The sequence below is a fragment of the Halobellus sp. GM3 genome, from assembly GCF_052545375.1.
The window spans coordinates 32,440-57,817 of record NZ_JBQWLT010000005.1; the positions used below are offsets into that span (position 1 = coordinate 32,440).

Here is a 25,378-nt window from a genome sequence, read left to right on the forward strand (position 1 = left end):
GTCCGTCAGCGTCGACCACGGCCGGCGATATGTGGCGGCGGATGGACGACGCGACCGCGACGGACGGCCTACGCGGTCGGACCGTGAGGTGACCATTTCCCGAGTTGTACTTTGTTATGCAACACTTTCTCACCGACCGGTCCGGAACCGGGTGCGGTGCCGTTCCGCGCACCTCCGGATGTGATCGCCGGCTCTCGCCCGGCAGCCGGTGGTTTCTCGGGATACTGAGAGGGTAACAAAGCCGGTCTACTCAGGAGGGTACTCGTATGTCCGACACATCCGCCGGCGGCCCTCGAACGCTGGTGATCGGGATCGACGCGCTCAGCCGAGACGTACTGTCTCGGCTAGCTCCGGGTACCGCGGACACGATCGAGTCGCTCCTTTCGGCGGGCGCGACCGGGCCCCTCGAATCGCAGCTTCCGCCCTGGACCCCGAGCGCGTGGCCGTCGATCTACACCGGTGTCAACCCCGGAAAGCACGGGGTGTACGGCTTTCTCCGGTTCGACGGGTACGACTGGGACGTCGTGAACTCGACCAACGTCAGAGAGCGGACGCTCTGGGATCTGTGCTCGGCGCAGGGGCTCACGAGCGTCGTGGTGAACGCGCCGGTGACGCACCCGCCGGCGGCGTTCGAGGGGGCCCTGATCCCCGGCTACACCGCCCCGGCTGATCCCGAGTGTCACCCGCCGGGGCTCCTCGAAGAGGTCCGAGCGGCCATCGGCGGCTATCGACTCTACAACCGACAGCTGCGGGAAGGCGCCACCCGAGAGGAGCGCATCGAGGGCTACGAGGAGCTCATCGAGATGCGCGGCGCGGCGTTCCGGTACCTCCTCGACCGCGAAGCGCCGGACCTCGCGTTCCTCCAGTTCCAACAGAGCGACACGGTCTTCCACGAGTTCCCCGAGACCGACGCCCCCGACCGCGTCTACGCCGCCATCGACGCGGAGGTCGAGGCGATACTCGACGTCTGCGACCCCGAGCACGTCGTGATCGTGAGCGATCACGGGATCGGTCCGGTCGGCGGGTACGAGGTCCGCCCGAACGTCCGCCTCCGCGAGCGCGGGTTCGTCGAAACGTCGACCGACGCCGAGAAGCCGTCGTGGTCGGATATCGCGACCCGGGAGCTGCGAAACACAGGCGACGGCACCGACGCGACGGGCGGGGACGCCGACGGATCGTCTGCCGACGGGCCGAGCGGACGCTCGGCGATCGAGACTGCCCTCGAGGCGGCGGCGAGCGTCGGGATCACCAGTCAGCGGATCGGCGCGGTGCTCAGCCGCCTCCACCTCGATGAGGCCGTGTTGCGCGTGGTTCCGCCGGACCTCGTCGCGGCCGCGAGCGAGCACGTCGATTTCCCCGCCTCGACCGCGTATATGCGCGACCGAATCGAGCTCGGCGTCCGACTCAACGTCGCCGGACGGGAGCCGGAGGGAACGGTACAACCGTCGGCGTACGAGACCGTCCGCGCGGAGCTCATCGAGCTGTTCGAGACCCTCCGCACGCCGGACGGCGAGCCGGCCTTCGACGCCGTCCTCCCGCGCGAGGAGGTGTATCACGGACCGTTCCTCGAGGAGGCGCCGGACATCGTCTTGGTCCCGGCGGCGTTCGACCAGTTCGTCTCGGCGGCGATACGCGAGTCGACCTTCGGGACGCCGCGGGAGTCGTGGAGCCACAAACTGCACGGCGTGATCGGCATTGTCGGCCCCTCCATCGACCCGGAGGAGATCGAGGGCGCCCACTTGTACGACGTGGCCCCGACCGTGCTCGCGACGCTCGGCGTCCCCGTGAGCGATCGAATGGACGGGGAGGTGCTGCCGTTTCTCGACTCGCCGGAGACGATCTCGTACCCGCCCTACCGCGGCGAAAGCGTCGAGACCGACGACGCGGGTGTCGAGAAGCGACTCTCCGATCTCGGGTACTTGGAATGAGCATCGACGTTCGGACGCCGGCCGACGCCGCCGAGTGGAACGCGCTCTTGGATCGGACGACCGACGCGACGCCGTTTCACCGACACGGGGCGCTCGAGGTGTTCGCGTCTCACACCGGGACGACCCTGCATCCGCTCGTCGGGTTCAAAGGCCAAGAACCGGTCGGGCTGCTGCCGCTCTTCGAGCTCCGGAAAGGCCCGGTGGCCGCGGCGTTCTCGCCCCCGCCGGGGCGGAAGATCAGCTATCTCGGACCGGTGTTCCTCTGGAACACCAACGCCAAGCAGCGCAAGCGGGAGAAGACCCACAGCCGGTTCGTCGAGAGCGTCGTCGCCTACGCCGACGAGGTGATCGGCCCCCGGTACGTCAACGTCCGAACCCCCCCGGCGTACGACGATCCGCGCCCGTTCCTGTGGGACGGCTTCGACCCGACGCCGCGGTACACGTATCACGTCGACCTGAACCGCGAGCCAGAGGAGATACTCGCCGACGCGAGCAGCGACCTCCGATCGAACGTGCGGAACACCGACGACGGTGACTTCGAGATCAGCCGGGGCGGTCGCGACGGAATGCGCCGGGTCGTGCAGAACGCACAGAAGCGTCACGCGGAACAGGACGTCGCTTACGGCGTGACGCCGTCGTTCGTCGGCGACCTCGACCGGGCGCTCGGCGAGGGGATCGAATCGCACGTCTGCACCGTCGACGGCGAGTTCGTCGGCGGGATGATCGCTCTCGTCGACGACGAGGCGGTCTACCGCTGGCAGAGCGTCGTCGACTTCGAGTCGTCTGTGCCCGCCCAAGACCTGCTCGACTGGCACGCGATCCGACGGGGGATCGAGCGAGGCTGTGACCGGTACGATCTGGTCGGCGCCAACGACCAGCGGCTCTGCGGCTACAAGGCCAAATTCGCGCCCGAGGTCGCTACCTACTACGAACTGGAGCGGAGCGGACTGGGGATGAACCTCGTCGCGGAGGCGTACCGACGGCTCCGGTAACCCCCGTCCTACTACCAGAAACTGGTTGTTTACTGCTAGGTACTCTACGTTTGGTATATGACACGAAGCGTTTGACAGAGTATACTAACCATTTTATATTTTATACTATGACTTTGTCATTTCGTACTGGGTGTTTCGCTGAGTATAACAAAACCCTCCGACGGGCGTCTGTCGGCTACGAGTTCCCCCGCGGTCGCGAGACGGGAATCAGACAATGTTTACCACGACCACCTCCACGAGTAGGCACCGCACGCACAGTTCGAACGCTCGTCACCCCCGATATCTCCGGCGTAATCGCTCCTCCACGGAGGTATCGTCGTCTATCGACCCACGGTCGTTCTCAGCCGTTCCGGGATCCCCGACGTCCGCCGGAGCCTGTCCGGCGCCGGAAACACCCGGAGGAGTGTATCACGTCATAAGCGAACGCCGGCCCAGAGGCCGATGATCGAACGCAGGTCCGGGGACGAGCCACGGCGGTGGGCGCCGGGGACGATCCGCGCGGGTGGCGTCGCGGCCGGTCTCGTCGCTGCCGTCGCTGTCTTCGTCGTCGTCGCGCTCGTCGTCACCCCGCTTTTCGCCGGGATCGCCGCCGCAGACGAACACGGCGACGTCGCGGTCGAGCAGGGCGGGCAGTGCCGGGTCGTCGATCCGGTCGAGACGGACGAGGGCATCGAGGACTTCTACGCCTACCGATCGCCGGACACCGAGCCGTACGGGTACACGTACAGCTCCGAGGGGACCGTCGAGTACCAGCGAGACGATACGAGTATCCTCCTGTTTCACGAGGGGCCGAACGGGACCAGCCTCGTTATCGTCCACGACCGCCTCCCGCCCGAGGGCGTGAACGGCACGTACGGCGGCGTCGCCTCCTTCGAGGTGTCCGGGCTCCCGGCCGACGGCGAGTGGACCATCGAGGACGACGACTACGCGGAGCAGACCGACCGGTTCGTCCACAACGATACCGAGAGTGAACTCCACTGGGTCTGGTCGGACAACCGAACCGACGGGGCTGCGTTCGAGGGGATCGACGACGAGTCGGTGATCCGCATCGATCCGCGCTTCAACGAGGAGGCCACGCTCGAACCCAGCGTGCCGATCGAAGACGGCGTGATCACCGAGTGGCAGCTGATCGACGCGACCGAGGACGGCTTCGATCGAGCGCCGCTCGACAGCCTGCGCGACCCGCTCTTGATCTGGTCCGGAGACTGCGAGAGCGGCCCGGTCCCCGACGCCTCCATCGCGGCGAGTTCGACGACCGCGGGCGTCAACGAGACGGTGACCTTCGACGCCGGAGCGACCGAGTCTGTCCGCCCGATCGAGGAGTACCGCTGGGACCTGCCCGGCGACGACGGGGAAGCGGTCGTCACCGACGGCCCGACACTCGAACACGCCTTCGCGACGGCCGGAGAACACACCGTGTCGGTGACCGCCGTCGACAGCGCGAACGAGACCGGGACGGCGAACGTCACCGTCTCGGTCGGCGACGGCGAACCGCCGACCGCCGCGGTGAACGTCAGCGGCGAGGCGAGAACCGGCGTGCCGACCCCGCTGAACGCGACCGAAAGCACCGTCGACGACCCGCCCGCGACGTTCGAGTGGTACGTCGACGGGGAGGCGGTCGGGGGCAACGAATCGAGCCGCGAGCACACTTTCGAGTCCGCCGGGACGCACACCGTCAGCGTCGTCGTGACGGACGCCGTCGGCCGGAGCGACGAGGCGAACGCGACGCTCACCGTCGCGGAGTCGCTGTCGGCGGCCGTCGAATCCCCCGGCTCGCCCGTCGCCGTCAACGAATCGGTGACCTTCGACGCGAGCGGGTCGACCGGGAACGTCACCGCGTACGAGTGGCGCGTCGACGGCGAGGTCGTTGGCGGATCGAACGGGTCGACGCTGGACGTCGCCTTCGCGGACGCGAGCGAGCACACGGTGTCGGTGACAGTGACCGACGACGAGGGGCGTTCGGAGACCGCGGAAGCGACAGTCACCGTGACGCCGTCGCTGACCGCGGTCATCGAGACGACGCCGGAGCCGCCGGTGGCCGTTAACGAGACCGTGACCTTCGACGCGAGCGGGTCGACCGGGGACGTTACGGCCCACGAGTGGACGTTCGACGGCGGCGCGAGCGGAAACAGCACCGACGACACCAACTCGACTGACGACACCAACTCGACCGACGACACCAACTCGACCGACGACACCGACTCGACCGACGACACCGACTCGGCTGGATCGACGGCGACCGTCGACAACGTCACCGCAGAGCGCGTCTACGGGACCCCCGGCGAGTATGAAGCCGTCCTCACGGTCACCGGCAACGGCGGGGAAACGGCCACCAGCAACGTCACGATCACCGTGCTCGCGAACGAGAGCAACGGTGATGGAGACAATCAGAACGGCGACGACCAAGGCAGTGGGAACGACGGCAACGACGGCGAGGACGGCAATGACGGCGAGGACGGCAACGACGGCGAGGACGGCAACGACGGAGGCAGCGGCGCTCCCGGCGGCAGTTCCGGCGGCGCCCCGAGTAGCGGTGGGGGCGGTGGCGGTGGTGGCTCGAACGGCGCCGGATCGAACGATACCGGAGCCGAGGGCGCGGATGACCCCGAGGAGGCGAACCTGTCGGTCAGCGCCGTTGAGCCGTCTCCGGCGGTTGTCGGCGAACCCTTCGCGATCAACGTCACCGTGCGGAACACCGGCACTTCGAGCGGCTCCGAGGAGATTCCGGTGACGATCGACGGCGAGGAGCGCGCGGCGATCACGCCGACGGTCCCGCCGGGGGCGAACGTCACCGAGACCGTGATCGCGAACGTCTCCGAGGAGGGGCCCGTCCGGATCGGGGCCGGTAACGTCACCGCGACCGCGACCGTCCGGTCGGCGGCCGCCGACCTCCGCGTCGCGTCGCTGGACCTCCGTCGGGACCGGATCGAGGCCGGCGCGCAAGCGGTCGTCGTTGCCACCGTGCGGAACGAGGGCGGAACGCCCGGCGAGTACCGCGCAGAACTCGCCGTGGCCGGCTCCGTCTCACAGGTCGAGACCGTGCGTATCCCGCCGGGCGAGGAGGTCCGACTCAGACTCGCGCAGCGCTTCGAGTCGCCGGGCACGTACACCCTCTCTGTCGGCGACCGGAACGCACAGGTCACCGTCGGCGACGACGCGAACGCCACCACGGCGGACGAACTGACGGAGACGACGCAGACCACCGACGGGTTCGGATCCCTGCCGGCGTTCCTCGCGGTGCTTGCCACCGCTCTGCTTCTGTCTCGACGCGTCGCCCGCGAGTGAGGTCACGTCGCATTCGAGAGCCTGACAGGTATTCGCAACGCGGATGAGCGGCGCTAAGCGATGTGAACTGAATACGGACACTGACCGCTGTAACTCAGTCCTGCGTAACTGACGTCGGAACGCTATCGACCGTCCGGCGCGTCGCGTCGCGAATCCGCGAGGCGAGCGAGAGCGCCGCCAGCCCGTCGGCGCCATTGACCACGGGGTCGGTCCCGTTTTCTACGGCCCCGAGGAAGGCGGCGAGTTCCTTTTTCAGGGGTTCGCCGTTGTCCACCGTCGGCTGTTCGACGACCCGTTCGCTCCGGTAGCGCAGATCGCCGTTATCTGTGAGGTAGGAGGGCCTGTTCCGACGGTCGATCCACACGGTCCGGTCGATGTAATCGACCGTGACGAAGCACTCCCGGGCGGTGATCGTGAGCTCTCGCACCTTCCGCTGTGTCACCCGGCTCGCGGTGAGCGAGCCGACGACGTCGTTCTCGAACTGCAGCGACGAACTCACGTAGCCGCCCCCGGGACTGCCGGCCGCGTGGACCGTCGCCACCGCCGAGTCGATCAGCGAACGGACGATGTCGATGTCGTGGATCATCAGGTCCAACACGATGTCGGGGTCGACCTGTCTGCCGTCCTCGACCGGCGGGCCGAGGCGCCTCGCCTCGACGCCCACGATGTCGAGGTCGTCGACGAACTCCTCGACGGCCAAGACGGCGGGGTTGAACCGCTCGATGTGTCCCACCTGAAGCAGCGCGTCGCTTTCCGCCGCCGCATCGAGCAGCGCGTTCGCGTCCGTGAGCGTCGACGCGATGGGTTTCTCGACGAGCGCGTGCACGCCCGCCTCGAGCGCCGCCGTCCCGATCTCGCAGTGGTACTCGCTGGGAACGGCGATCGACACCGCGTCGGCGCGGTCCAGCAGGGCGGCCGTCGACAACGCCGCCGTGTCGTACTGCTCGGCGACCGACCGCGCGGTTTCGGGGTCGGCGTCGGCGACGCCGACGAGGCGCGCGTCGGTCAGTTCGTGGTACACTCTGGCGTGGTGTCGACCCATACTCCCGACGCCGAGCACGCCGACGTCGACCGTCATGGGTCGAACCCCGCGAGCGCCGCGCAGACGCTTTCGACGTCGTCACGGCTCAGGTCCGGGTGTACCGGTATCGAGAGCACCCGATCGGCGGCACGCTCGGCGACCGGCGCGTCGACCTCGACGTCCGCGTACGCCGGCTGGCGGTGGATCGGCGTCGGGTAGTAGATCCCGGCGTCGACGCCGGCGTCCGCGAGGTGCCGCCGGAGCGCGTCGCGCTCTGCACACTGGACCGTGTACTGGTGGTACGCGTGCCGGGCGCCGTCCGGATCCGGCGGCGCGTCGATCGCCGGGTGATCGGTCAGAACCTCGTCGTACGCCGCCGCGTTTCGCCGGCGCACCGCGATGAAGTCCTCGAGCCGACCGAGTTGCTCCCGGCCGATCGCCGCGCCGAGACTGGTGAGCCGGAAGTTGTGCCCGACCGACGCGTGGTCGTTCGGGCCCGTCCGTCCGTGGTTGACGAAGCGGGCGACGCGGTCTGCGACCGTCCGATCGTCGGTGACGACGATGCCGCCCTCGCCTGTCGTCATGTTCTTCGTCGGGTAGAAGGAGAAACAGGCGGCGTCGCCGAGCGAGCCGACCGGCTCCCCGCTGAGGGTCGCGCCGTGGGCCTGCGCCGCGTCCTCGATCAGCGGGACGTCGTGCTCGTCGGCGATCGAGCGGAGCCCGTCCATCCTCGCGGGGAGCCCGTAGAGGTGGACGGGGAGAATCGCGCTGACGTCGCCGTCGCGGGCCTCGACGGCGTCGCGCACGGCGCCGGGGTCGACGTTGAGCGTCTCGGGGTCGACGTCGGCGAAGACGGGCTCGGCGCCGCAGAGCCGCACCGCGTTGGCCGTCGCGACGAACGAGAACGGCGTCGTGACGACGCGGTCGCCGGGTCCGATGCCCAGCCCGTGGAGCGCGGCGTGAAGCGCTGTCGTCCCGTTAGACGTCGCGACGGCGTGGGCGGTCCCGCAGTGGTCGGCGAACGCCGACTCGAACGCGCGGACCGCCGGTCCATCGGCCAGCCGCCCGCTCTCGACGGACTCGATCACGCGGGTCAGTCCACCGAGGCCGATGTCGGGCGAGGCGATCGGAATACTCATGGCTGGAGCGGCGTCTCAGCGCAGTTCTGGCCGGTTCGAAGGGCTTCGGGTCGTGCGGGGGATACGCGCATATTCATGTCCGGTGATCAACGACGTACTGCACCGAACGGGGCTTTGTTATGGTCGCGTTAGGCGGGTATCCGGCGCCTTCGGTCGCCGAGTCGCTCACCTCCCCGCCACGATGTCTCGGACCGCGACGAGGGCGCCCCGGACGCCCGGCGCGCCGTCGATGAGCCACACCAGCACACAGAGCCCGAGCGCGCCGAGGCCGACGGCCACGGGGGTTCCGACGTCGCCGGAGAGAATCGACCCGAGGTAGCCGCCGAGGTAGTCGACGAGCGTGCCGGAGAACCCACCGTCGTACGACGTCTCGACCGAGCGGAGCGGCCAGAGGACGCGGGCGAACGGGACGCGGCCCTCGGTGACGTACCCGACGAAGAGGTCGGCCGGGAGGTGCAGTAGGTAGCCGACCGCGAACGCGGCACCGACGGCCGCCCGTTCGCGTCGTCGCGCGAGGGCGGCGACGCCGACGGCCATGGGGACGGCGAAGAAGACGGAGTGAGCGACACCGTACCCGGCGCCGAAGACCTCGAACTCCCACGCGAGGGGTTTGTCGATCAGGTCCGGGAACACGGACCCGACCGCGATGGCGATCGCCTCGGGTCCCGTCGGGGAGCGGCGCCGGAGCGCGTGTACCACCGCGGAGTAGGCGAGGTAGGCGACCGCCGCGTGTTCCCAGGGCCACATCGTTACGGTGTGGGCGTAACCGTCACCCACAGGTGAAGGTGACGATACGCCGTTTCCGCGCCGGCGCGGTCGGGCGCGTCACCCCGATAGAGATAGAATCCCAGCCGGAGGTTCTCGCCGACGAGCGTCGGGCGGACCGTGTGGGTCCGCACGGCGCGCTCGCCCGCGGCCGTCGACACCGACGTCCGGTTGAGCTCGTCCGACTCGATGACACGCATCTCGCCCCCGCTCTCGACGACGCGTTCGAGCTCGACGACGACTGTGTACTCCGTGTCGGTCGCTTCGGCGTTACGAATCCCCCACGACAGCGTCGCGGGGTCGCTCTCGTTCAGCTCGTCCGGATAGCCCGTCGAGACGTACCCGCCGTCGTCGTCGCTCGTCACGAGGTGGAAGTCGGTGTACGTCTGCCCGGGCGTCTCCGCGCCGACCGCGAAACCGAACGCGCCGACGGCTACCAGCACGCTACAGATCAGCCCGAGAGTGAGCGCGCGGTTGACGCGCGATCCGGTCGTCCCCGCCGCGAGCGCCTCGTCGACCCACGTCTCGACCGGGAGCGAGAACCGTTCCCGACGGGGCACCTGATAGCGCCGGACCGACGCGAGCAGGCCGACGGCAGCGACGTAGCCGATCGTTGCGTACAGCACGAGGTCCGGGGTGAATCCGGCGGCGACGGTCCCGAGCGCGAGTCCGGCGACGATCGACAGCGCCAGACTCGTCGCGACCGCGAGGAGGGCCCGCGATCGAAGCGAGAGGCGCTCGCCGCCGGACTCGCTCTCGGCGGCCCCGGTGCCGCGCCGCGGAAACAGCGCCGCAACGGTGACGTATCCCGGGAGGAACCACAGCAGCACCGCCCCCGCGACGACGCGGAGCGGACCGCTGATCCCGAGCGTGACGAGCAGAAACGCCGCGCCGGAGAGCACGCCGGCGGCGAGCAGGTCGAACGGGATGGCGACGACCGCGGTGTGATCGACGCTCAAGCGGGCCCCGTCAGACCCCATTGGCGACGTCTCCCTCCGCGGGACCCCGCCGGCCCCAAGGACGAGCGCTCACACAGATCGTTCGATATCCGCTCTGCCGGGTCGCGGGAGCGGTCTCGGTATCACGACTCACGGAGACAGACTCGACGCGGCGGTCGCGAGCACACAATCCCCCAAGCAATCGGTAGAAGAACCGTTGCATACGAAGTGCCTCACTGGTACGCGGGCAAAGTAATGACCCTGCTACCGAGCGTCCGTCACCCGCCAGAACGGCATAACGAACACCTAACAAAGCGGATACCTCCGGAAGCGTGTACCGCTACTATCGATCGCTCCAAGATTCTAATGTCACCCCACGAGACCCAAACGTTGCCGCAGGACACCGCGTTCGATCTGTTGAGCAACGGCCGTAGGCGGTTCGTTCTCAGACGGTTGCAACGCCGCCGCGACGGGGTCGAACTGAGCGATCTCGCCGAGGAGCTCGCCGCGGCGGAAAACGATCTCCCGGCCGACGAACTCTCAGCACAGCAACGGAAGCGAACGTACGTATCGCTGTATCAAACACACATTCCGAAACTGGCCGATGCGGGGGTCGTCGACTACGACTCCGACAGCGGGATGGTGTATCCCACCCGCCACGTCGACGAACTCGCCCAGTACTTCGAGGAGGACCGCGAAGAGATCGACTGGCCGCGGATCTACGCGGTCGTCGCGACCGTCGGATTCGCCGTCTACGGGCTCTCGGCCGTCGTCGACGTCCCGTTTCTCACCCCCCTGTACGTCGGGTTGCTGGTGCTTTCCGGCCTCGTGATCGTCGCGGGGGCGCACTACGTCTACGCCGAGCGAGCGGCGGCCAACGGCGCGCGGATCCCGATCGAAAACGAGTAAGAATCGATGACAGACACATGGGACCACATCGGCTTCGTAATCAGCTCGCAGTACCGTATCGCGGTGCTGTCGCGACTCGCGGAGGGACCGGCGACGCCGTCGCAGATCGCCGAGGACGAGGACATCGGTATCGCCGCGGTCTCGCACGCGCTGACCAGCCTGCGCGACCGCGGGTTCGTCGACCTGCTCGTCTCGGAGGACCGCCGCAAGGGGCGCGTGTACGGCATCACCGAACTCGGCGAGGACCTCTGGAGGGAGATCGACCAGCAGGGGCTCCTCGACGAGTGAGTCCACCGAACGCGGCGGAGAGCGGAAAAGCGAGTGGTTGAAAAGCGACGCATCCCATCAGACGGCGTACGTGACGCGCAGCGTTTCGGGCTCGACTGTTCGCTCAGCGCAGCGTGCCAGCGGTTAGCGACTCGGAGCGGGATGGATCGAGTCCCCCACGACGGACGAGGTCCGCGATCAGTCCTCGTCGTCGTCCGGTTCCTCTTCGGGTAACAACATCGTCGGGTCGCGCGCATACCGCGACGACTGTGCGAACCGGTCGATCCGTTCCATCTCCTCGTCGGTGAACCATTCAGACATCCAGTGTCTAAGTTACAACAAGATGGTAATAAAGATGTCGCCGATCAGGATTCTTCGATGACGATCTCTCCGCCACCGCGGACAGTAACGTCGTACGCTCCGAGGGTGAATGAGACGCTCACGTCGGGACCCCCCGAGTGGATACACCGCGTCAGCGCGTCCGGATCAATCGCTTCGTGCAGGCGTGGCTCGAACTGCATCGGTTCGACTGAGGCGACCGCTGCGACCGCCTCGACGACGTCTACGACGACAGTCTCCCGCTCGGGCGAGAACTGAAACGTGTGGGTCTCTGTCGACGACGTACCGTATGAGGCGCAGTGTGGTTGAGCTTGATTCATCCCAAGTTCATCAGGTCGTAAAGAGAGCAATCATATATACTTTCCCGATTTGTCTGACACGTGTCACACGTGTGACGCTGTGCGCTCGACGGCGTTCTGCAGACGCCGCTCTGCTTCCTCGCGGTCTTCGGGGTAGCCGACGTCGATCCGCCAGCCGTCGAGTTCGACGGCGTCGATGGTCCGCCCGGACTGGATGAGCAGGTCGATCGCGTCCGAGAGCTCGTACTCGCCCCGGTCCGACGGCTGTACGAGCCGGGTCGCGTGGAAGATCGCCGGCGAAAACGTGTAGAATCCGGTCATCACGAGATTCGTCGGCGGCTCCTCGGGCTTCTCGACGACCTCGGTGATCTTCCCGTAGTCGTTCGTGTTGCAGACGCCGTATCTGGACGCCTCCTCCTCGGGGACCTCCTCGACGAGGAACGCGGCGTCGACGCGGCTCTCGCGCTGCCGACGGACGACGTCTTCGACGTTAGCCCGGAAGACGTTGTCACCCAGCATCAACATGAAATCGTCGGTCACGAGGTCCTCGACGGTGTTCAGCGCGTGGGCGAGACCGAGCTGTCGCTCCTGGTGGGCGTACCGGATGGGAACGCCTTCGAAGGCGTCGCCGTAGTGGTCGATGATGTCTTCGGCGCGATACCCCACCACGACGAGCAACTCCTCGGCTCCGAGGTCCGCGAGCTGTTCGAAACAGTGCGTCAGTATCGGCCGTCCGTCGATCTCGACGAGCCCCTTCGGCTTGTCTTCGGTCAGCGGGCGGAGTCGGGTCCCCTTACCGGCAGCGAGCACTACTGCTTGCATGGTCGCATCGGGGCGTTCCCAGCGTTTTGTTATGCCCCGGTTTCGGCATCGCTGTCGCCGCCACATCCCTGTCGGGACGCCGGATACGTCGACATCGACACCGCGGCGGTGACTCGCTGACGGACGGTAGCCACCGCGTTACGGTCGCAGTCGATGCATTACAATCTACGAGAGACTGGAGCCGAAGACGATGGTCGACACCGTCGAGTTCACCGATATCCGAATCGCCGACGAAACGATCGACGACGTGGTCGCGGTCCTCGAGGGCGGCCGGTTCGTGAAGGGGCCGGTGCTGGAGCGCTTCGAGGACGAGTTCGCCGCCGAGTGCGGCGTCGAACACGCCGTCGGGGTGTCCAGCGGGACAGCCGCGCTCCTGCTCGCGCTACAGGCCGCCGGCGTCGGCGAGGGCGACGAGGTGTTCGTCCCGGGTCACACGTTCTTCGCGAGCGCCAGCCCCGTCCTCGAGCTGGGAGCGACGCCGGTCTTCGTCGACGTCGACCCCCTGACGTACACGATGGACGCGGAGGCGCTCGAAGCGGCCGTCGAGTCCGCCGACAGCCCCGCCGCCGTCGTCCCCGTCCACATCTACGGCGGAATGGCCGAGATGGACGGGATCCGCGAGGTCGCCGACGGACACGACCTGTTCGTGCTGGAGGACGCCTGTCAGGCGCACTTCGCCGCGCGTGGGGACGACACCGCCGGGGCCGCCGGCGACGCCGGCGCGTTCAGCTTCTACCCCTCGAAGAACATGACCGTCGGCGGCGACGGGGGGATGGCGACGACCGACGACCCCGAGCTGGCGCGTCGGATGCGGATGCTCCGGAACCACGGCCGCGACGACGAGGGGACGCACCGGCGGGTCGGACTCAACTACCGAATGGACGAGACGAACGCCGCGGTCGGGCTGCGACAGCTCGCTCGGATCCGAGACTGGAACGCGGCCCGAAGCGACGCCGCGCAGCGGTACACGGAGCGGCTCTCGGACGTCGGTGCGGTGACGACGCCGTTCGTTCCCGAGGCGTCCGATCACGTCTTTCACCTCTACGTGATACAGGCGCCAGACCGCGACGCGCTGAGAACGCGCTTGGAGCGTGACGGGATCGGAACGGGGATCCACTACGCCACGCCCGCGCACCGGCATCCGGCAATCGAAGCGCGCGTCGACGCGCCGCGGCTGCCGGAGACCGAGCGGCTGTGCGATCGGATCCTCTCGCTGCCGATGCATCCGCGGATCACCGACGAGGAGATCGACCACGTCTGCGAGTCGATCGCGGCGTACTACGGCTGATAACGATTGTTCTCGTCTCGTACCGGTGAGCGCCGCCAACGGGATGGACGCTCACCGGTAACACGTGAGAACAATCATAATGACGGGGCGAGGCGGACGCCGATTGTGCGCCGCGGGAGCCGCGTAAACGGTCCCTATCCGGTCGATCGCCGGTCCGCGTGCGGTACTGTCTCTATTACAATCACCGGTCGGCAGGTGCTTCGGAATGATGGCAGACCGCAGTACACCGACAGTTCTGACCGCTCGCGAACCGCAACCCACGGCGATCCGGAGACCCCGCGAATGAAGTACGCCGTCATCGGGACTGGCTACTGGGGAAGCAATCACGCCCGCATCGCCGCGGAGCTGAAAGCCGAGGGCGAGATCGACGAGGTCGTCCTCTGCGACGTCGACGAGTCGCGGGTGAGAGAGCTCGCGGAGAGTTACGGCGTCCGCGCGGCGACGGACTACGAGCGGCTCGCGGATCTCGGCGTCGACGCGGCCACGGTCTCGACGCCGTCGACGACCCACCACGAGATCGCGACCCGACTGCTCGGAGACGGTGTCGACGTGCTCGTCGAGAAACCGCTGGCGCTGGACCCGACCGAGGCGTGGGACATCGTCTCGACCGCGAACGAGGCGGGTCGAACGCTCGCGGTCGGGCACATCTTCAGACACCACCCGGCGCTGTGCGATCTGAAACAGCGGATCGACCGGGGAGAGCTCGGCCGCGTCAAGTACCTCGCGACGAACCGCTTTTCCTTTCGGGCGCCGCGGGCGACGACCGGGACCCTCTACTCGCTCGCGGTCCACGACGTCGACATCTCCAACTACCTGCTCGAGGACCGACCCGAGTGGCTCTACTGCTCGATGGACTCGGTCGTCCGCGAGGGGATCGACGAGACCGCCACGATCGTCATGGAGTACGAAAACGCCACGAGCGTGATCAACGAGTCCTGGCAGGTCCCGGTGTTCGGAAAGCGCCGGGACCTCGTCGTCGTCGGTTCCGAGAAGTCCGCCTACATCGACTACCTCGAGGACACGGTGCTGGAACTGTACGACAGTCGGATCGTCGAGCGCGACGGCGCGCTCAGCGCTCGCGAGGAGGGAAAGCAGGTCTACGAGACGGAGCACGCGGAGCCGCTGCGCGCGGAGGTAGAAGAGTTCGTGGCTGCCTGTCGAGGCGAGACGACCCTCAGCGCGCCGGGGAGTGTCGGCGCCTACACGGTGGAACTCCTCGAACTCGCCGAGCGGTCGAGCGACCGCAACGAGACGGTCCGCGTGGAGGGCCCCGCCTTGGCCGAGACGCCGGGACGGGTGCGGTTCGATCAGTCCCGGTAGTCGACGACTTCCGCGGGGTTGCCGGCCACGATCGCACCCGGGGGAACGTCGTCGGTGACGACCGCGCCGGCGCCCACCAAGGCGTTCTCACCGACCTCGACCGGCAGGAGGGTGGCGTTCGTCCCGATCACGGCGCCGTCGTCGATCACGGTCTCCTCCCACAGTTCCTCGTCGCCGCTCGGCGGGTAGACGTCGTTGACGAACGCGGCCCCGTGGCTGACGAACACGTCGTCGCCGATCTCCGTGAGCGAGGGGACGAAGGCGTGCGATTGGATCCGGGTGCGGTCGCCGACGACGACGTCCGATTGGATCTCCGCGAACGAGCCGATCATCACCTCGTCGCCGAACGCCGCGCCGTAGCAGTTGACGAACCGCCACACCCGGCAGTCGCGGCCGAACGTGCAGTCGTCGAGAACGGTGAAAGGGGCGATCTCCGTTCCCGCGCCGATCTCGCAGTTCTCGATCACGCGCGGCAGTTCCGTAGTACCGGTGTCCATACCCCACCGACCCACGGACGTCCACTAAGGTATGCACCCGTTACGGCGTCGGAGGTTCGTTGAAAGAGCATAACGATAGGTCGCCGAGAGAGAGGACCAGACAGATCCAGAATGTACAAAGACAACGTCGTCGGCGTCGTCATCCCGGCGTACAACGAAGCGGGGTTCGTCGGTGAGGTGATCGAGACCCTCCCGCCGTTCGTCGACCGCGCGTACGTGATCGACGATTGCTCGACGGACAGCACATGGGCGGAAATCAAATCGGCCGCCGCCCGCGTCAACGCCGAACGCGAACGGGACTCGCGCGAGGCGACCCCCCCGAGGCGACACACCGCGCACCGCGGCGACGGCGGCGTCGTCAGTACCGACGGGCGAGCGGAACGCGACGGCGTCCCCGAAGCGGCGGGCGTCGCGCACGCGCCCTCCCGCAGCGACGGCGCGCACAATCACGCGACCGTCTTCGACGAGCGGATCCGTCCGATCCGACACGAGGAAAACAGGGGCGTCGGCGGGGCCATCAAGACGGGTTATCAGCGCGCGCTGGCCGACGAGATCGACATCGTCGCCGTGATGGGCGGCGACGGACAGATGCGCCCGGAGGAACTGCACCGGTACCTCGATCCGATCGTCGCGGGCGAGGTCGACTACGCGAAGGGGAACCGGCTCCTGAACCGCGAGCACCGCCGCGAGATGTCGTCGTGGCGGCTCTTCGGCAACTGGGTCCTCACGTTTCTCACGAAGGTCGCGAGCGGCTACTGGCGGACGATGGACCCGCAGAACGGGTACACCGCCATCTCCCGGGAGGCGCTCGAGTCGATCGAGGTCGACCGGATGTACGAGGACTACGGCTACTGCAACGACCTCCTCGTGCGGCTGAACGTGGCCGAACAGCGCGTGGGTGACGTCCCGCAGCGGGCCAACTACGGAGACGAGGAGAGCAGCATCAGATACCGCAGCTACATCCCACGCGTCTCGCAGATGCTCCTGCGGGACTTCCTGTGGCGGCTCCGCGCGAAGTACTTGGTCCGGCGGTTCCACCCGCTCGCACTGCTGTACGGGCTGGGGGGCGTCGCCTCCGCCGCCGGGACGGTGTCGCTCGTCCGGTCCGCCGTCGGACGCGACCGGGGCGCCGGGGATCCCGGGGGCACTTCGGAGTGGACCGCGAGCGCGCTGCTCGTCGCCCTCGGCTGGCTCTCGATGCTCCTCGCGATGGTGTTCGACATCGAAGAGAACGCCGACAGAGAGCAGCGCTTCGAGGAGTGATCTCCGGCGGGCGCGGGCTCACGTGAATATCAGCCGGACGCGGGCTCACGTGAATATCAGCCGGACGCGGTCGACGTCGAGTAACCCGCCCAGCGTCGCGAGCACGCCCCAGACAGCGACGCCGACCCCGACAACGAGAAGCAGCGACACGAGCCCGGAGACCAGCGGCAAAAGCATCCTGACAGTGATCCCCATCACGACCGCGATGGCCGTCACCGCCACCAGCAACCGCCCGAGCGACCGCAGATCCAACGCGAGCTCGTCGTGGATGACGTAGACGTTCGCGAGCGTGTAGCAGAGGAACGTCACCACCGTGGCGACCGCCGCGCCGACAACGCCGATCATCGGAATCAAAAGCAGGTTCAACAGGAAGTTGGCGATCCCGGTCGCCACCTTCGCGATCGCGCGCGATCGGGCGCGCCCGAGGAAGTCCAGCCCGTCGCTCGTCACCTGATTGACCGCGTTCACGAGCATGAATCCGGCCATCACCTGAAGCACGGGCGCTGCGCCGTCGTACGCCGAGCCGAAGAGCTGTGCGACGACCGGTTCGGCGACGAGAATCAGCCCGACCATTCCCGGCACGTACAACAGCAGCACATAGCGCAGCGAGGTTTCGTAGACGCGCCGGGCGCGGGAGAGATCTTCGCCGGCGTACTGTTCGCCGACGGTCGGCGATATCGTGTACCCGAGCGACTGCGCCGGGATCGACCCGAACTCGGAGACCTGCTTCGCGATCGTGTAGTAGCCGACGGCCGCCGGTCCGATGAAGAACCCGACGAGCAGGGTGTCGACCCGCTTGGTCAGGACGCCTGCGCCCCTCGTCGCCGTCAGCGGGACACTGTACTCTAGGATTCGGCGGCGAAGGCCCGGTTCGATGACGTTAGACGGCGGGAACGGCCGATAGCCGACGCGGTAGAACACGACCGCGCCGACGGCCGCAGCCAGACCGAAGCCGACGATGTAGCCCGCCAAGGCCCCGACCGCGCCGAAGCCAGCGAGTACGAGGGCAACCGCCCCGACCAGTCTGGTGACGCCGGAGACGGCCTTGAGCCGGGCGCTCCAGTCGACGCGGTTGACGGCCTGAAACAGTCGGTTGAACGTCGTCTCCAGCGCCCTCGAGACGACGTACCCCAGCCCGAGGAGCAGCAGGGGGGCGAGCGCCGGCTCGTCGAGCGCCGTCGCTATCGCGGGGCTCGCGAGCGCGAGGATCAGCCCCACACCGACAGACAGACCGACGACGACCGCGAGGCTGAACCGAACGACGTACCGGACCCGCTCCGGCGACGTCTCGGCGAACTCGGTGACGTATCGGGCCGCTGCCGACGGGATGCCGACGGCTCCGAGAATCGCGACGGAGGCGATGATCGACAGCGCGTAGTGCAGCAGCCCGAACTCATCGGGCGTGAGGAGAAAGCGCGCCAGCACGATCATCAACACGCCGTTCGCCGCGGAGTAGACGATGTTGGCTCCGAGCGTCGCCTTCACCCCGGTGACGATCCGGTCGGTGAGCGACATTATCGGGGCGATCGACGCGGTGACGAGCGTTCGCGACTCATTCAGCGCACTCTCCCGCTCAGCGCCGGTTTGTTATACTGGCCGTACTCGCCTGGTTCGTTTTCGAGGGGCGAACCCGCACGTCTACTCCCGATTAGGAGGGGAATACCCGGCTTCACTGCGTGTACGTGACAACACCATCCCAATTATGGAATGCATACTCCCGGCCGTCTCAATTATGGAGTAAATAGCGCTCTTCCCAGCGCGCGAGAATCGAGTAGTCGGAAAATACCGGGTTGAGACAGGCATCGGACAACCATCGACAAGCAACGCATACCCATCCGTTACGTATCCCCTACGTAAGTACGGTGTACCTACTGGTTCGTCGAGTGAACCCACAAAAATGCTCTTTACGGTAATCGCTCTCTACCCTGGTATGGCGAATGGCCATAACGGTACCAACGACGGCAGTTCAGGTTTCGCTCGACGCACGTACCTCAAGCTCCTCGGCGGGGCAGTCGGTATGGCGTCCATAACAGGGAGTACGGTGGCCCAAACCGCGCAGTCCGTGAACGCGGACACCGTCGTCGACCTCGGGGAGCAGGGGCTCAGCGAGGGCGACGTCATCGACGACTACCTCGAACAGTACTTCGAGAGCGGCGTCGAGGTACGCATCCCGGAAGGCGAGTACGAGTATCACGGCTCCGGGCTCGGCGGCAGCCACCGGAACGCCGCGGTCGTCGGGATGGGCGAAGTCATCTTCACGAACGAGGTCGGCGAGTACCGCGAGACCATCGAGGCCGACGGCGGCGTCGTCGAGGTCCGAAACATCACGCTCCGGGGGGCGGCCGAGCTCTCCCGCGGCGAGGAGGCCCGCTTCCGACTGCAGGCGGGCTCGGACGGCCACGTCCTCATCGACAACTTCAACCTCCCGGACGGGGTCGCAGACCCCGGTAACGCCATCGGCTTTTACACCCCCTCGGACCACGCCGGCGTGGTCGAGATCAAGAACTGTTACATCGCCAACTTCTCGAACAACGGGATCTACGCGAGCTCGCCCGGCAAGGGTAGTGACGGCCAAGTGATCGTCGACAGCTGTTTCGTCCGCAACAACAACATCACGGGCATCCGACTCGGATCCAGCGAGAGCGTCGCGCGCAACTGCCTCGTGCTGAACGACAAGCAGGCGCCCCACATCTACTCCGGCAGTGCGATCAACATGCGGGGCATCCGCATCCGCGAAGCCGGCGACGACCTCGCGATCGAGAACTGCGAGATCATCCACTCCTACGAGGGAGCGGGCGGTCCGATCGTCCTTCACCACGGCGCGGAGGGCGGGACCGGTTCGATCACGGACACGCTCATCCGGAACAACACGGGCACGGACGCGGTCCTCGAGAAGGGGAGCGCAGCCGACGGGTGGACGGCGAACAACCTCTCGATCTCGGGCGAAGGGAACCTGGAGTACCCCTCGCACTTTGAGGGCGTCTGCGTCGGCGACGACTGTCCGGTCCCGACCGGCGACGACCCCCAGAACGACGGGACGTCCGGCGGCACCGACGACAGCAACACTGGTGACAGTACCACCGGCGACAACAGCACCGATACCGGCGACAACAGCACCGACACCGGCGACAACAGCGATAGCAGCACCGACGAGAGCGACACTGACGTCGGCACCGGCGGCACCGAACTGGTGATCGTCACCGAGAACTCCGACGGCGTCCAGTACGAGTTCACGGCGACCGGCGAGATCACGGGGCTGTACGACCGCTCGCAGTACAGCGCCGACACGGGCGCACCCGCGGACGAGGTGACAGAGAACGACGACGGCACGTGGACCGCCACGGGCGCCACGGGCGGTGGCGGAGCCAGCGGGGACGCCTTCCAGTACGAGGGCTCGATGGCGTCGTTCTCCGCCAGCGGCGACGTCGACGCGATGACGCTGTACGCCGACGGCACGGAAGTGAGCGCCGACGACCTCCTCGCTGCCGGAGGGACGGGCGACGACGAGTCTTCCGATGCGGACGGCTCGGACGGCTCGGACGGGTCCGGATCCGACGACAGCAGACAGAAGACGGTCATCTTCGACGGCACCGCCGCCGAGACGGTCGCCGCCTACACCTTCCGGGTCACCGGCGAGGTGACGCGCGACGCGTCGATCAGCACCGCTCCGCAGGGGAACCGTTTCGACAGCCTCGACGACGTCGTCGACGGCGACGAGGTCGACGGCGTCCTCGGCAAGGGAATCGATGGCTACCGCTACACGGGCCGGATCGTCGAGATCGAGGTCGACGGCTCCGCCGCGGTAACGATGGACCACGAGTGAGGTGTCGGAATGCGATCGCCCGATAAGTGGGAACGGCTAGCCGCGGACCCGGACCCGAAACACGACCTCGGATACGACCTCGCGGAGTGGGAGTCCCACCGGGTCACCTACCGCGACGGCGACCGGTTCGTGTTGGTCCCCTCCGACGAGGACGCGTTCGATCGGGAGGCGTACATCGTCGCGTCCGCGGGGACGATGTGCGATCCGCTTGAACACCGGTAGGAAGCGCTTACCGGCCGACTGAGAGGGGGCGTCAGCCCCGGTCAGTCGCGGCTTCCGAGGCCCGTTGCCTCCGTCCGTCGCCGCTGCCCTCCCCCTCGCCCCAATCACGCGTCGCTGCCGAGGAGTCGATAGAGCGTGAATCCGCCGTTGTCTTGGATCCGGTTCGCGCCCGGCTCCGACTCAAGCGCCTCGAAGCCGGCGGCTCGGTACCGGAACTCCTCGTAGAGTTCGACCTCGCGCCGCCGGTCTTTCTCCGTGACGACGAGGTACCGATCGGTCTCGTAGTGCGACGTCACGTTCGTGTTGAATACCTCTTGGGGGACGTCGGACTCGTACCCCGGGAACCCTATCGATTCGGCCGTCCGGGTCCCGAAGTGCGCGTCGAGGTATCGACTGGGATCCGCCCGAACGCCGGTGAACGACGTCTCCCCGTCGTGGTACTGAATCGCGATGTCGTACCCGTTCATCTCCGTCTCCGTCACCTGCCCGTTCGGCTGATAGATGTACGGCGAGGGATGGACGACGACGAGCTGGAGCGCGAGCAGCACGATGAACACGGCCGTCAGTCCCGCCCAGACGCGCGATCGGGTGGACGCGTCCCCGAACGCGTCCGCCCGGTCCCGAAATCCGCGGTCCCCGAGCGCGCCCGCCGCTCCCCGGAGCCGATCGGCGATCGACGTTATTTCGACCGCGGCGAGGAGGCTCACGGTCACCATAATGAACCCGTGGAACCGGAAGTAGTGATCGCCCTGCTGGGCGAGGAAGATCAGGACGAACCCGATCGTGGGGAACACGAGCGCGGCGGTCAGGATCCCGATGAACGTGTTTCGCCGCCGTTTCGACGGGTCGATCCGGCCCAAAAGCAACGCGGCGACGAGCGCCCCCGCGAGGATCATCACGAGCGTCGTCACTGAGAAGAGTTTCAGATACAGCTCGAGGAGGCTCCCGCCGAGATCGACGAGGGAGGCCCCGCGGGAACTGGTCTCGGTCAGCACCTCAGGGCGCTGGGACAGCAGGCTCTCGATCACGAAGGCGAACCGCCCGCGCGCTCGGTCGTGCAGTTGCGTCCAGACGAGAAAGAGCGCGCCGACGAGGACCGTGTGCGCGTACACCGGTCGCACGGAGGTGATCGGATGCTCGCGCCGGTACCGACGGACGAGGAACTGGAGGAGCGCGATTCCGACGAGCATCGACAGGTACGTCATCGCCTCCTGCGGGTGAACGAACACGTATCCGGCCGAGACGAGCGCCAGCAGCGCCCCCGTCGGCGTGGTCAGCGGGAAGCCCTCGGCGCGCGAGTCGAGGAACAAGAGCAGGGCGAACAGGACCGCCGGGAGCAGGAGAATCGCCTGGCTCGACGGGTGAACGACCGGGTGGACGCTGACGTTGTTGATCGGGACGAACATCACCGCGAGGACCGCCGCGAAGGCGGCCGTTCGCGGCCGGTTCGTGAAGTAGTACGCGCAGGCGACGAACGAGGCCACGAACACGAGCGGGAGCACGACCAACACCAGCAGTTGGAGCGTCAGGCGGACCGGGAGACCCGCGAGTTCGGCGAACTGAACCGACAGGAGATGAACGCCGGGGTAGACGATCGATCCCGGTTGTATCACCCCTGTCTGTATCTCGCGCGCCCACCCGAGGTGACTCAGCGCGTCGCCGGAGCCGTAGTAATGATACGAGCGAAGCACCGGTAGCGCGATGACCGACAGCGACGCGAGCGTCAGCAGCCCGAACGCCGAATCGCGGACGCGAGACGGCTCGCCCTCGCGGAGGACCACGGCGACAGCCACCACGAGAGCGACGGCGACGCCGACCCAGAACCCGACCGGCGTCGAGCCGTAGAGGGAGAGTTCGTACCCGGACGGGAGCGTCCGAAACGCGAGGGCGATACTGACCGCAAGCGAGGTGAACCCGAGCGTCAGCGCCGCTTTCTCCGGGAGTCGTTCGTCAGTGTCTGAGGTCATTGTGACAGGTGGTCGACTCCGCCCCGGTGACGGGCGGCAGTTATCCCGCGTTCCCGGAGAGCCCGCTTTGTTATGGGTCGGCTTCCGGTCATTCGTCCTCGCTCTTGAGCGTCTCGCGCTCGATGAGATCGGGTCCGACGTTGACGTCGATCGTCTCCAGCGTGGCCTCCCGGAGGACGATCGGATCGCCGCCGACGTTCAGCACGGAGTCGCGGAGGACGTTCTCGGTAGACCGCTGGAGCGAGATGCCGTCGCGGTCCGCGGCGGTCTGTGTCACGTCGAGGCCGTCGAGGACGCTCCCGTCGCGGCCGTCGATCTGGATCGCCGTGCCGCCGTTGGAGTCCCCGGTGATCGTGACGTTCTCGCAGTCTAACCGGATATTCGAATCCTCGATGTCGAGCTCGTCGTGCGGCGACTTCGCCCAGATCCCCTGCACGCGGTCGGCGTCGATTCGGACCGTCGTGTTGCGGACGCGGGCCGCGGGGAGGTCCGACGTGAGCAGTATCCCGCCCTCGCTGTAGCTCACCTCCATCATCTCGATGCGGCAGTTTTCGACGATCGCGGGCGCCGCCTCGGGCTTGGGGCGGTAGTTCGTGAGCCTGATCCCGCGCATGTTGTCGAAGTCGTGGGACGAGTCGTCACACCGGACGTGGACGTTTCTGACGACGGATCCCGCCCGGACCCGGACGTTCGAGATTCCGCTGTTGGCGTAGTACCCGCCCTCGACGGTCATCCGACCGGCGGTCGGGTCCGCGTACAGGCCGTTGTCGGAGAACGCCTCGATGCGGCAGTCGCGAAAGGTGATGTTCCCCTGATTCTCGTCGCCGACGTAACAGCCCGTGACCCGCGTCCCCGAGACGGAGCCGTCTGGCAGATCGAGGCGTTCGACGAGCCCCGTACCGTCCGGGTCAGTCACGTCAACGCGCACCGGGCCGCGTCCGCCCTGGAGCGTTCCGGCGACCGAGACGTCGCGAAGCACCAGCCCGTCGGGGGCGCGGGCGTCGATGGCCCGGACGCTCGTCCCGTCGGCGGTGAAATCGAAGCGCAGATTCTCGAGGTGCAGCGCACCGCCGCGACCGGTCCTGAGGAGTATCAGCGTGCTTCCGAGGGAATCCCCCGGAACGATCGTCGCGTCCTCGCCGACGATGCCGAACCGATCGAGCCCGGTGATCTGGATCTCTCTGTCGACGCGGTACTCGCCGGGCGGCAGATACAGCAGTTGCCCGTCTGTCACGGCCGATTCGATGGCGTCTCCGATCGGTTCCGCCCCGGAGGGATCGGCCCCGTACTCCGTCAGGTCGATCCGGCCGTCGAACGGCGACGGCGTCGTGGGGGAGCCGGACGTTTCCGGAGGCGCCTCGTCGGTCGGAGACTCGGGCGGGCGCTCGGGGCCCTCGCCCTCGAAGATCCCGCCGCACCCGGCGAGGGCCGCGATCCCAACGGTGGCCGCCGCTTTCGCGAGAAAGGCTCGCCTGTCGGGGCCGCCTGCGTCCGCCATCGTCAGCTCGCGAGCCCCGCCCGCTGAATCTTTTCCCACGCCCGCGAGCCCTCGTCTGTGAGGTCGTACCGCCGGTTCTTTCGCTGCTCTTCGGGAACCGTCAGCTCGACCAGCGACCGGGTCCGGAGGCGCCCGAGCGCCCGCGAGACGTGCGACGGAGAGAGGTCCTTGGTGTCGGCGATCTCCGTCGTCGTCGCCGGTCCGTCCTCGAGGACCGAGAGCACTGCCAAGCGGTACTTCGAGGCGATGACGAACCCGATGGTATCCCACTGTGGTGACATCGAAGGGGGGTTCTCCCAGTACGACCTTTGGTATACACTTGCTATCGATATGTATCGTGTGTCCCCGATCGTTGACAGCGCACTGGGTACGGGGGGCTCTCGGCGGGAGGCTGACGTCCGTGTCGACCAACGCGGCAAGGTATTACAAGCATACTTTTGTAAACGGTAATAACCCGAAACAAACCGCAACCACGTCTATCGTATCGCTAGGGATCGACCGACCGCGGACGGCACCAACACCCGTTAGTCTCCGTTTTACGGGTCGTAGGGAGAGAATTACAACCTCCGCTGGTCCCGGAGCGGAAGTCGAAATGTCTGTCGAAGGGGACGTAAGCGAGGGCCTCGGTCCGCTCCGCGCGACGGTCGTCGAATACAAGAACCGACCCGCCGAGTGTACGATTCACCCCGTCGACCCGCCCGCAGAGCGGCGAGCGACGGCGTGGATCACCGCCCAGGAGGGATCGTACGCCGCGCTGTCGACCTGCCGGTAGTCGAGGGTCGGAACGCCGAGCCGA

General features: G+C 67.2%; 23 protein-coding genes. 11 read left to right on the forward strand and 12 right to left on the reverse strand.

Annotated elements, in window-relative coordinates:
* Positions 1–266: 266 nt before the first annotated feature.
* The 3 genes from ACT3HL_RS09175 to ACT3HL_RS09185 all read left to right on the forward strand — a co-directional run bounded on the left by ACT3HL_RS09175 (position 267) and on the right by ACT3HL_RS09185 (position 6,205).
* Positions 267–1,928: an alkaline phosphatase family protein gene (locus ACT3HL_RS09175; RefSeq protein WP_445086530.1), complete on the forward strand. Its 1,662-nt coding sequence runs from the start codon at positions 267–269 to the stop codon at positions 1,926–1,928.
* Complete coding sequence (locus ACT3HL_RS09180; RefSeq protein ID WP_445086531.1) at positions 1,925–2,920, forward strand: GNAT family N-acetyltransferase; 996 nt, start codon at positions 1,925–1,927, stop codon at positions 2,918–2,920. Before ACT3HL_RS09175 ends, ACT3HL_RS09180 begins: the two co-directional genes overlap by 4 nt.
* Positions 2,921–3,361: 441 nt before the next feature.
* Positions 3,362–6,205 (forward strand): PKD domain-containing protein, encoded by a 2,844-nt coding sequence (locus ACT3HL_RS09185; RefSeq protein ID WP_445086532.1) that lies wholly within the window; start codon positions 3,362–3,364, stop codon positions 6,203–6,205.
* A 94-nt stretch (positions 6,206–6,299) separates the two neighbouring features.
* On the opposite strand, the gene ACT3HL_RS09190 is transcribed toward ACT3HL_RS09185, so the two are convergent.
* The 4 genes from ACT3HL_RS09190 to ACT3HL_RS09205 form a co-directional block, all read right to left on the reverse strand.
* A complete protein-coding gene (locus ACT3HL_RS09190; protein WP_445086533.1) occupies positions 6,300–7,283 on the reverse strand; it encodes a Gfo/Idh/MocA family oxidoreductase in 984 nt (327 codons plus the stop codon).
* Entirely contained in the window at positions 7,280–8,365 is a 1,086-nt protein-coding gene (locus ACT3HL_RS09195; protein WP_445086534.1) for an aminotransferase class I/II-fold pyridoxal phosphate-dependent enzyme, read from the reverse strand. Before ACT3HL_RS09195 ends, ACT3HL_RS09190 begins: the two co-directional genes overlap by 4 nt.
* A gap of 165 nt (positions 8,366–8,530) precedes the next feature.
* On the reverse strand, positions 8,531–9,112 hold the full coding sequence (locus ACT3HL_RS09200) for a metal-dependent hydrolase (RefSeq protein ID WP_445086535.1): 582 nt from the start codon (positions 9,110–9,112) through the stop codon (positions 8,531–8,533).
* Between the two features lie 2 nt (positions 9,113–9,114).
* Entirely contained in the window at positions 9,115–10,110 is a 996-nt protein-coding gene (locus ACT3HL_RS09205; protein WP_445086536.1) for a DUF1616 domain-containing protein, read from the reverse strand.
* Between the two features lie 348 nt (positions 10,111–10,458).
* On the opposite strand from ACT3HL_RS09205, the gene ACT3HL_RS09210 reads away from it, so the two are divergent.
* Positions 10,459–10,977, forward strand: a complete 519-nt coding sequence (locus ACT3HL_RS09210) for a DUF7344 domain-containing protein (RefSeq protein WP_445086537.1) — start codon at positions 10,459–10,461, stop codon at positions 10,975–10,977.
* Positions 10,978–10,983: 6 nt separating this feature from the next.
* Positions 10,984–11,265, forward strand: coding sequence for a helix-turn-helix domain-containing protein (locus ACT3HL_RS09215; protein ID WP_445086538.1), 282 nt, complete (start codon positions 10,984–10,986; stop codon positions 11,263–11,265).
* Between the two features lie 177 nt (positions 11,266–11,442).
* Here the strand turns inward: ACT3HL_RS09215 and ACT3HL_RS09220 are convergent, their stop codons facing one another.
* From ACT3HL_RS09220 to aglF, 3 genes are all read right to left on the reverse strand, one after another.
* Positions 11,443–11,565 carry a hypothetical protein gene (locus ACT3HL_RS09220; RefSeq protein ID WP_445086539.1) on the reverse strand — a complete coding sequence of 41 codons (123 nt, stop codon included), beginning with the start codon at positions 11,563–11,565 and terminating at the stop codon, positions 11,443–11,445.
* Between the two features lie 44 nt (positions 11,566–11,609).
* The gene (locus ACT3HL_RS09225) at positions 11,610–11,903 is read right to left on the reverse strand and encodes a HalOD1 output domain-containing protein (protein ID WP_445086540.1); all 294 of its coding nucleotides are present in this window, start codon (positions 11,901–11,903) and stop codon (positions 11,610–11,612) included.
* 63 nt (positions 11,904–11,966) lie between these two features.
* On the reverse strand, positions 11,967–12,704 hold the full coding sequence (gene aglF / locus ACT3HL_RS09230; protein WP_445086541.1) for a UTP--glucose-1-phosphate uridylyltransferase AglF: 738 nt from the start codon (positions 12,702–12,704) through the stop codon (positions 11,967–11,969).
* Positions 12,705–12,894: 190 nt separating this feature from the next.
* Here aglF and ACT3HL_RS09235 point away from each other — a divergent pair, with 190 nt between their 5' ends.
* A complete protein-coding gene (locus tag ACT3HL_RS09235; RefSeq protein ID WP_445086542.1) occupies positions 12,895–13,992 on the forward strand; it encodes an aminotransferase class I/II-fold pyridoxal phosphate-dependent enzyme in 1,098 nt (365 codons plus the stop codon).
* A gap of 282 nt (positions 13,993–14,274) precedes the next feature.
* Positions 14,275–15,312 (forward strand): Gfo/Idh/MocA family oxidoreductase, encoded by a 1,038-nt coding sequence (locus tag ACT3HL_RS09240; protein WP_445086543.1) that lies wholly within the window; start codon positions 14,275–14,277, stop codon positions 15,310–15,312.
* On the opposite strand, the gene ACT3HL_RS09245 is transcribed toward ACT3HL_RS09240, so the two are convergent.
* Positions 15,300–15,809, reverse strand: coding sequence for a DapH/DapD/GlmU-related protein (locus tag ACT3HL_RS09245; RefSeq protein ID WP_445086544.1), 510 nt, complete (start codon positions 15,807–15,809; stop codon positions 15,300–15,302). The two genes, ACT3HL_RS09240 and ACT3HL_RS09245, sit on opposite strands and share 13 nt — an antisense overlap.
* Positions 15,810–15,920: 111 nt before the next feature.
* Between ACT3HL_RS09245 and ACT3HL_RS09250 the strand changes: the two genes are divergently transcribed.
* Positions 15,921–17,072 carry a glycosyltransferase gene (locus ACT3HL_RS09250; RefSeq protein ID WP_445086545.1) on the forward strand — a complete coding sequence of 384 codons (1,152 nt, stop codon included), beginning with the start codon at positions 15,921–15,923 and terminating at the stop codon, positions 17,070–17,072.
* A gap of 45 nt (positions 17,073–17,117) precedes the next feature.
* Here ACT3HL_RS09250 and ACT3HL_RS09255 read toward each other — a convergent pair whose 3' ends face one another.
* Positions 17,118–18,587 carry an oligosaccharide flippase family protein gene (locus ACT3HL_RS09255; protein WP_445086546.1) on the reverse strand — a complete coding sequence of 490 codons (1,470 nt, stop codon included), beginning with the start codon at positions 18,585–18,587 and terminating at the stop codon, positions 17,118–17,120.
* A 502-nt stretch (positions 18,588–19,089) separates the two neighbouring features.
* Here ACT3HL_RS09255 and ACT3HL_RS09260 point away from each other — a divergent pair.
* Both ACT3HL_RS09260 and ACT3HL_RS09265 read left to right on the forward strand, forming a co-directional pair.
* Positions 19,090–20,895 (forward strand): right-handed parallel beta-helix repeat-containing protein, encoded by a 1,806-nt coding sequence (locus tag ACT3HL_RS09260; RefSeq protein ID WP_445086547.1) that lies wholly within the window; start codon positions 19,090–19,092, stop codon positions 20,893–20,895.
* Between the two features lie 9 nt (positions 20,896–20,904).
* Positions 20,905–21,117, forward strand: a complete 213-nt coding sequence (locus ACT3HL_RS09265) for a hypothetical protein (RefSeq protein WP_445086548.1) — start codon at positions 20,905–20,907, stop codon at positions 21,115–21,117.
* A gap of 104 nt (positions 21,118–21,221) precedes the next feature.
* Here ACT3HL_RS09265 and ACT3HL_RS09270 read toward each other — a convergent pair whose 3' ends face one another.
* From ACT3HL_RS09270 to ACT3HL_RS09280, 3 genes are all read right to left on the reverse strand, one after another.
* Positions 21,222–23,084 (reverse strand): DUF6541 family protein, encoded by a 1,863-nt coding sequence (locus ACT3HL_RS09270; RefSeq protein WP_445086549.1) that lies wholly within the window; start codon positions 23,082–23,084, stop codon positions 21,222–21,224.
* A gap of 88 nt (positions 23,085–23,172) precedes the next feature.
* Complete coding sequence (locus tag ACT3HL_RS09275) at positions 23,173–24,582, reverse strand: hypothetical protein (protein ID WP_445086550.1); 1,410 nt, start codon at positions 24,580–24,582, stop codon at positions 23,173–23,175.
* A gap of 2 nt (positions 24,583–24,584) precedes the next feature.
* Complete coding sequence (locus ACT3HL_RS09280; protein WP_445086551.1) at positions 24,585–24,863, reverse strand: winged helix DNA-binding protein; 279 nt, start codon at positions 24,861–24,863, stop codon at positions 24,585–24,587.
* A gap of 311 nt (positions 24,864–25,174) precedes the next feature.
* Here ACT3HL_RS09280 and ACT3HL_RS09285 point away from each other — a divergent pair, with 311 nt between their 5' ends.
* Entirely contained in the window at positions 25,175–25,354 is a 180-nt protein-coding gene (locus ACT3HL_RS09285) for a DUF7511 domain-containing protein (protein ID WP_445086552.1), read from the forward strand.
* The last annotated feature ends 24 nt before the right edge of the window (positions 25,355–25,378 follow it).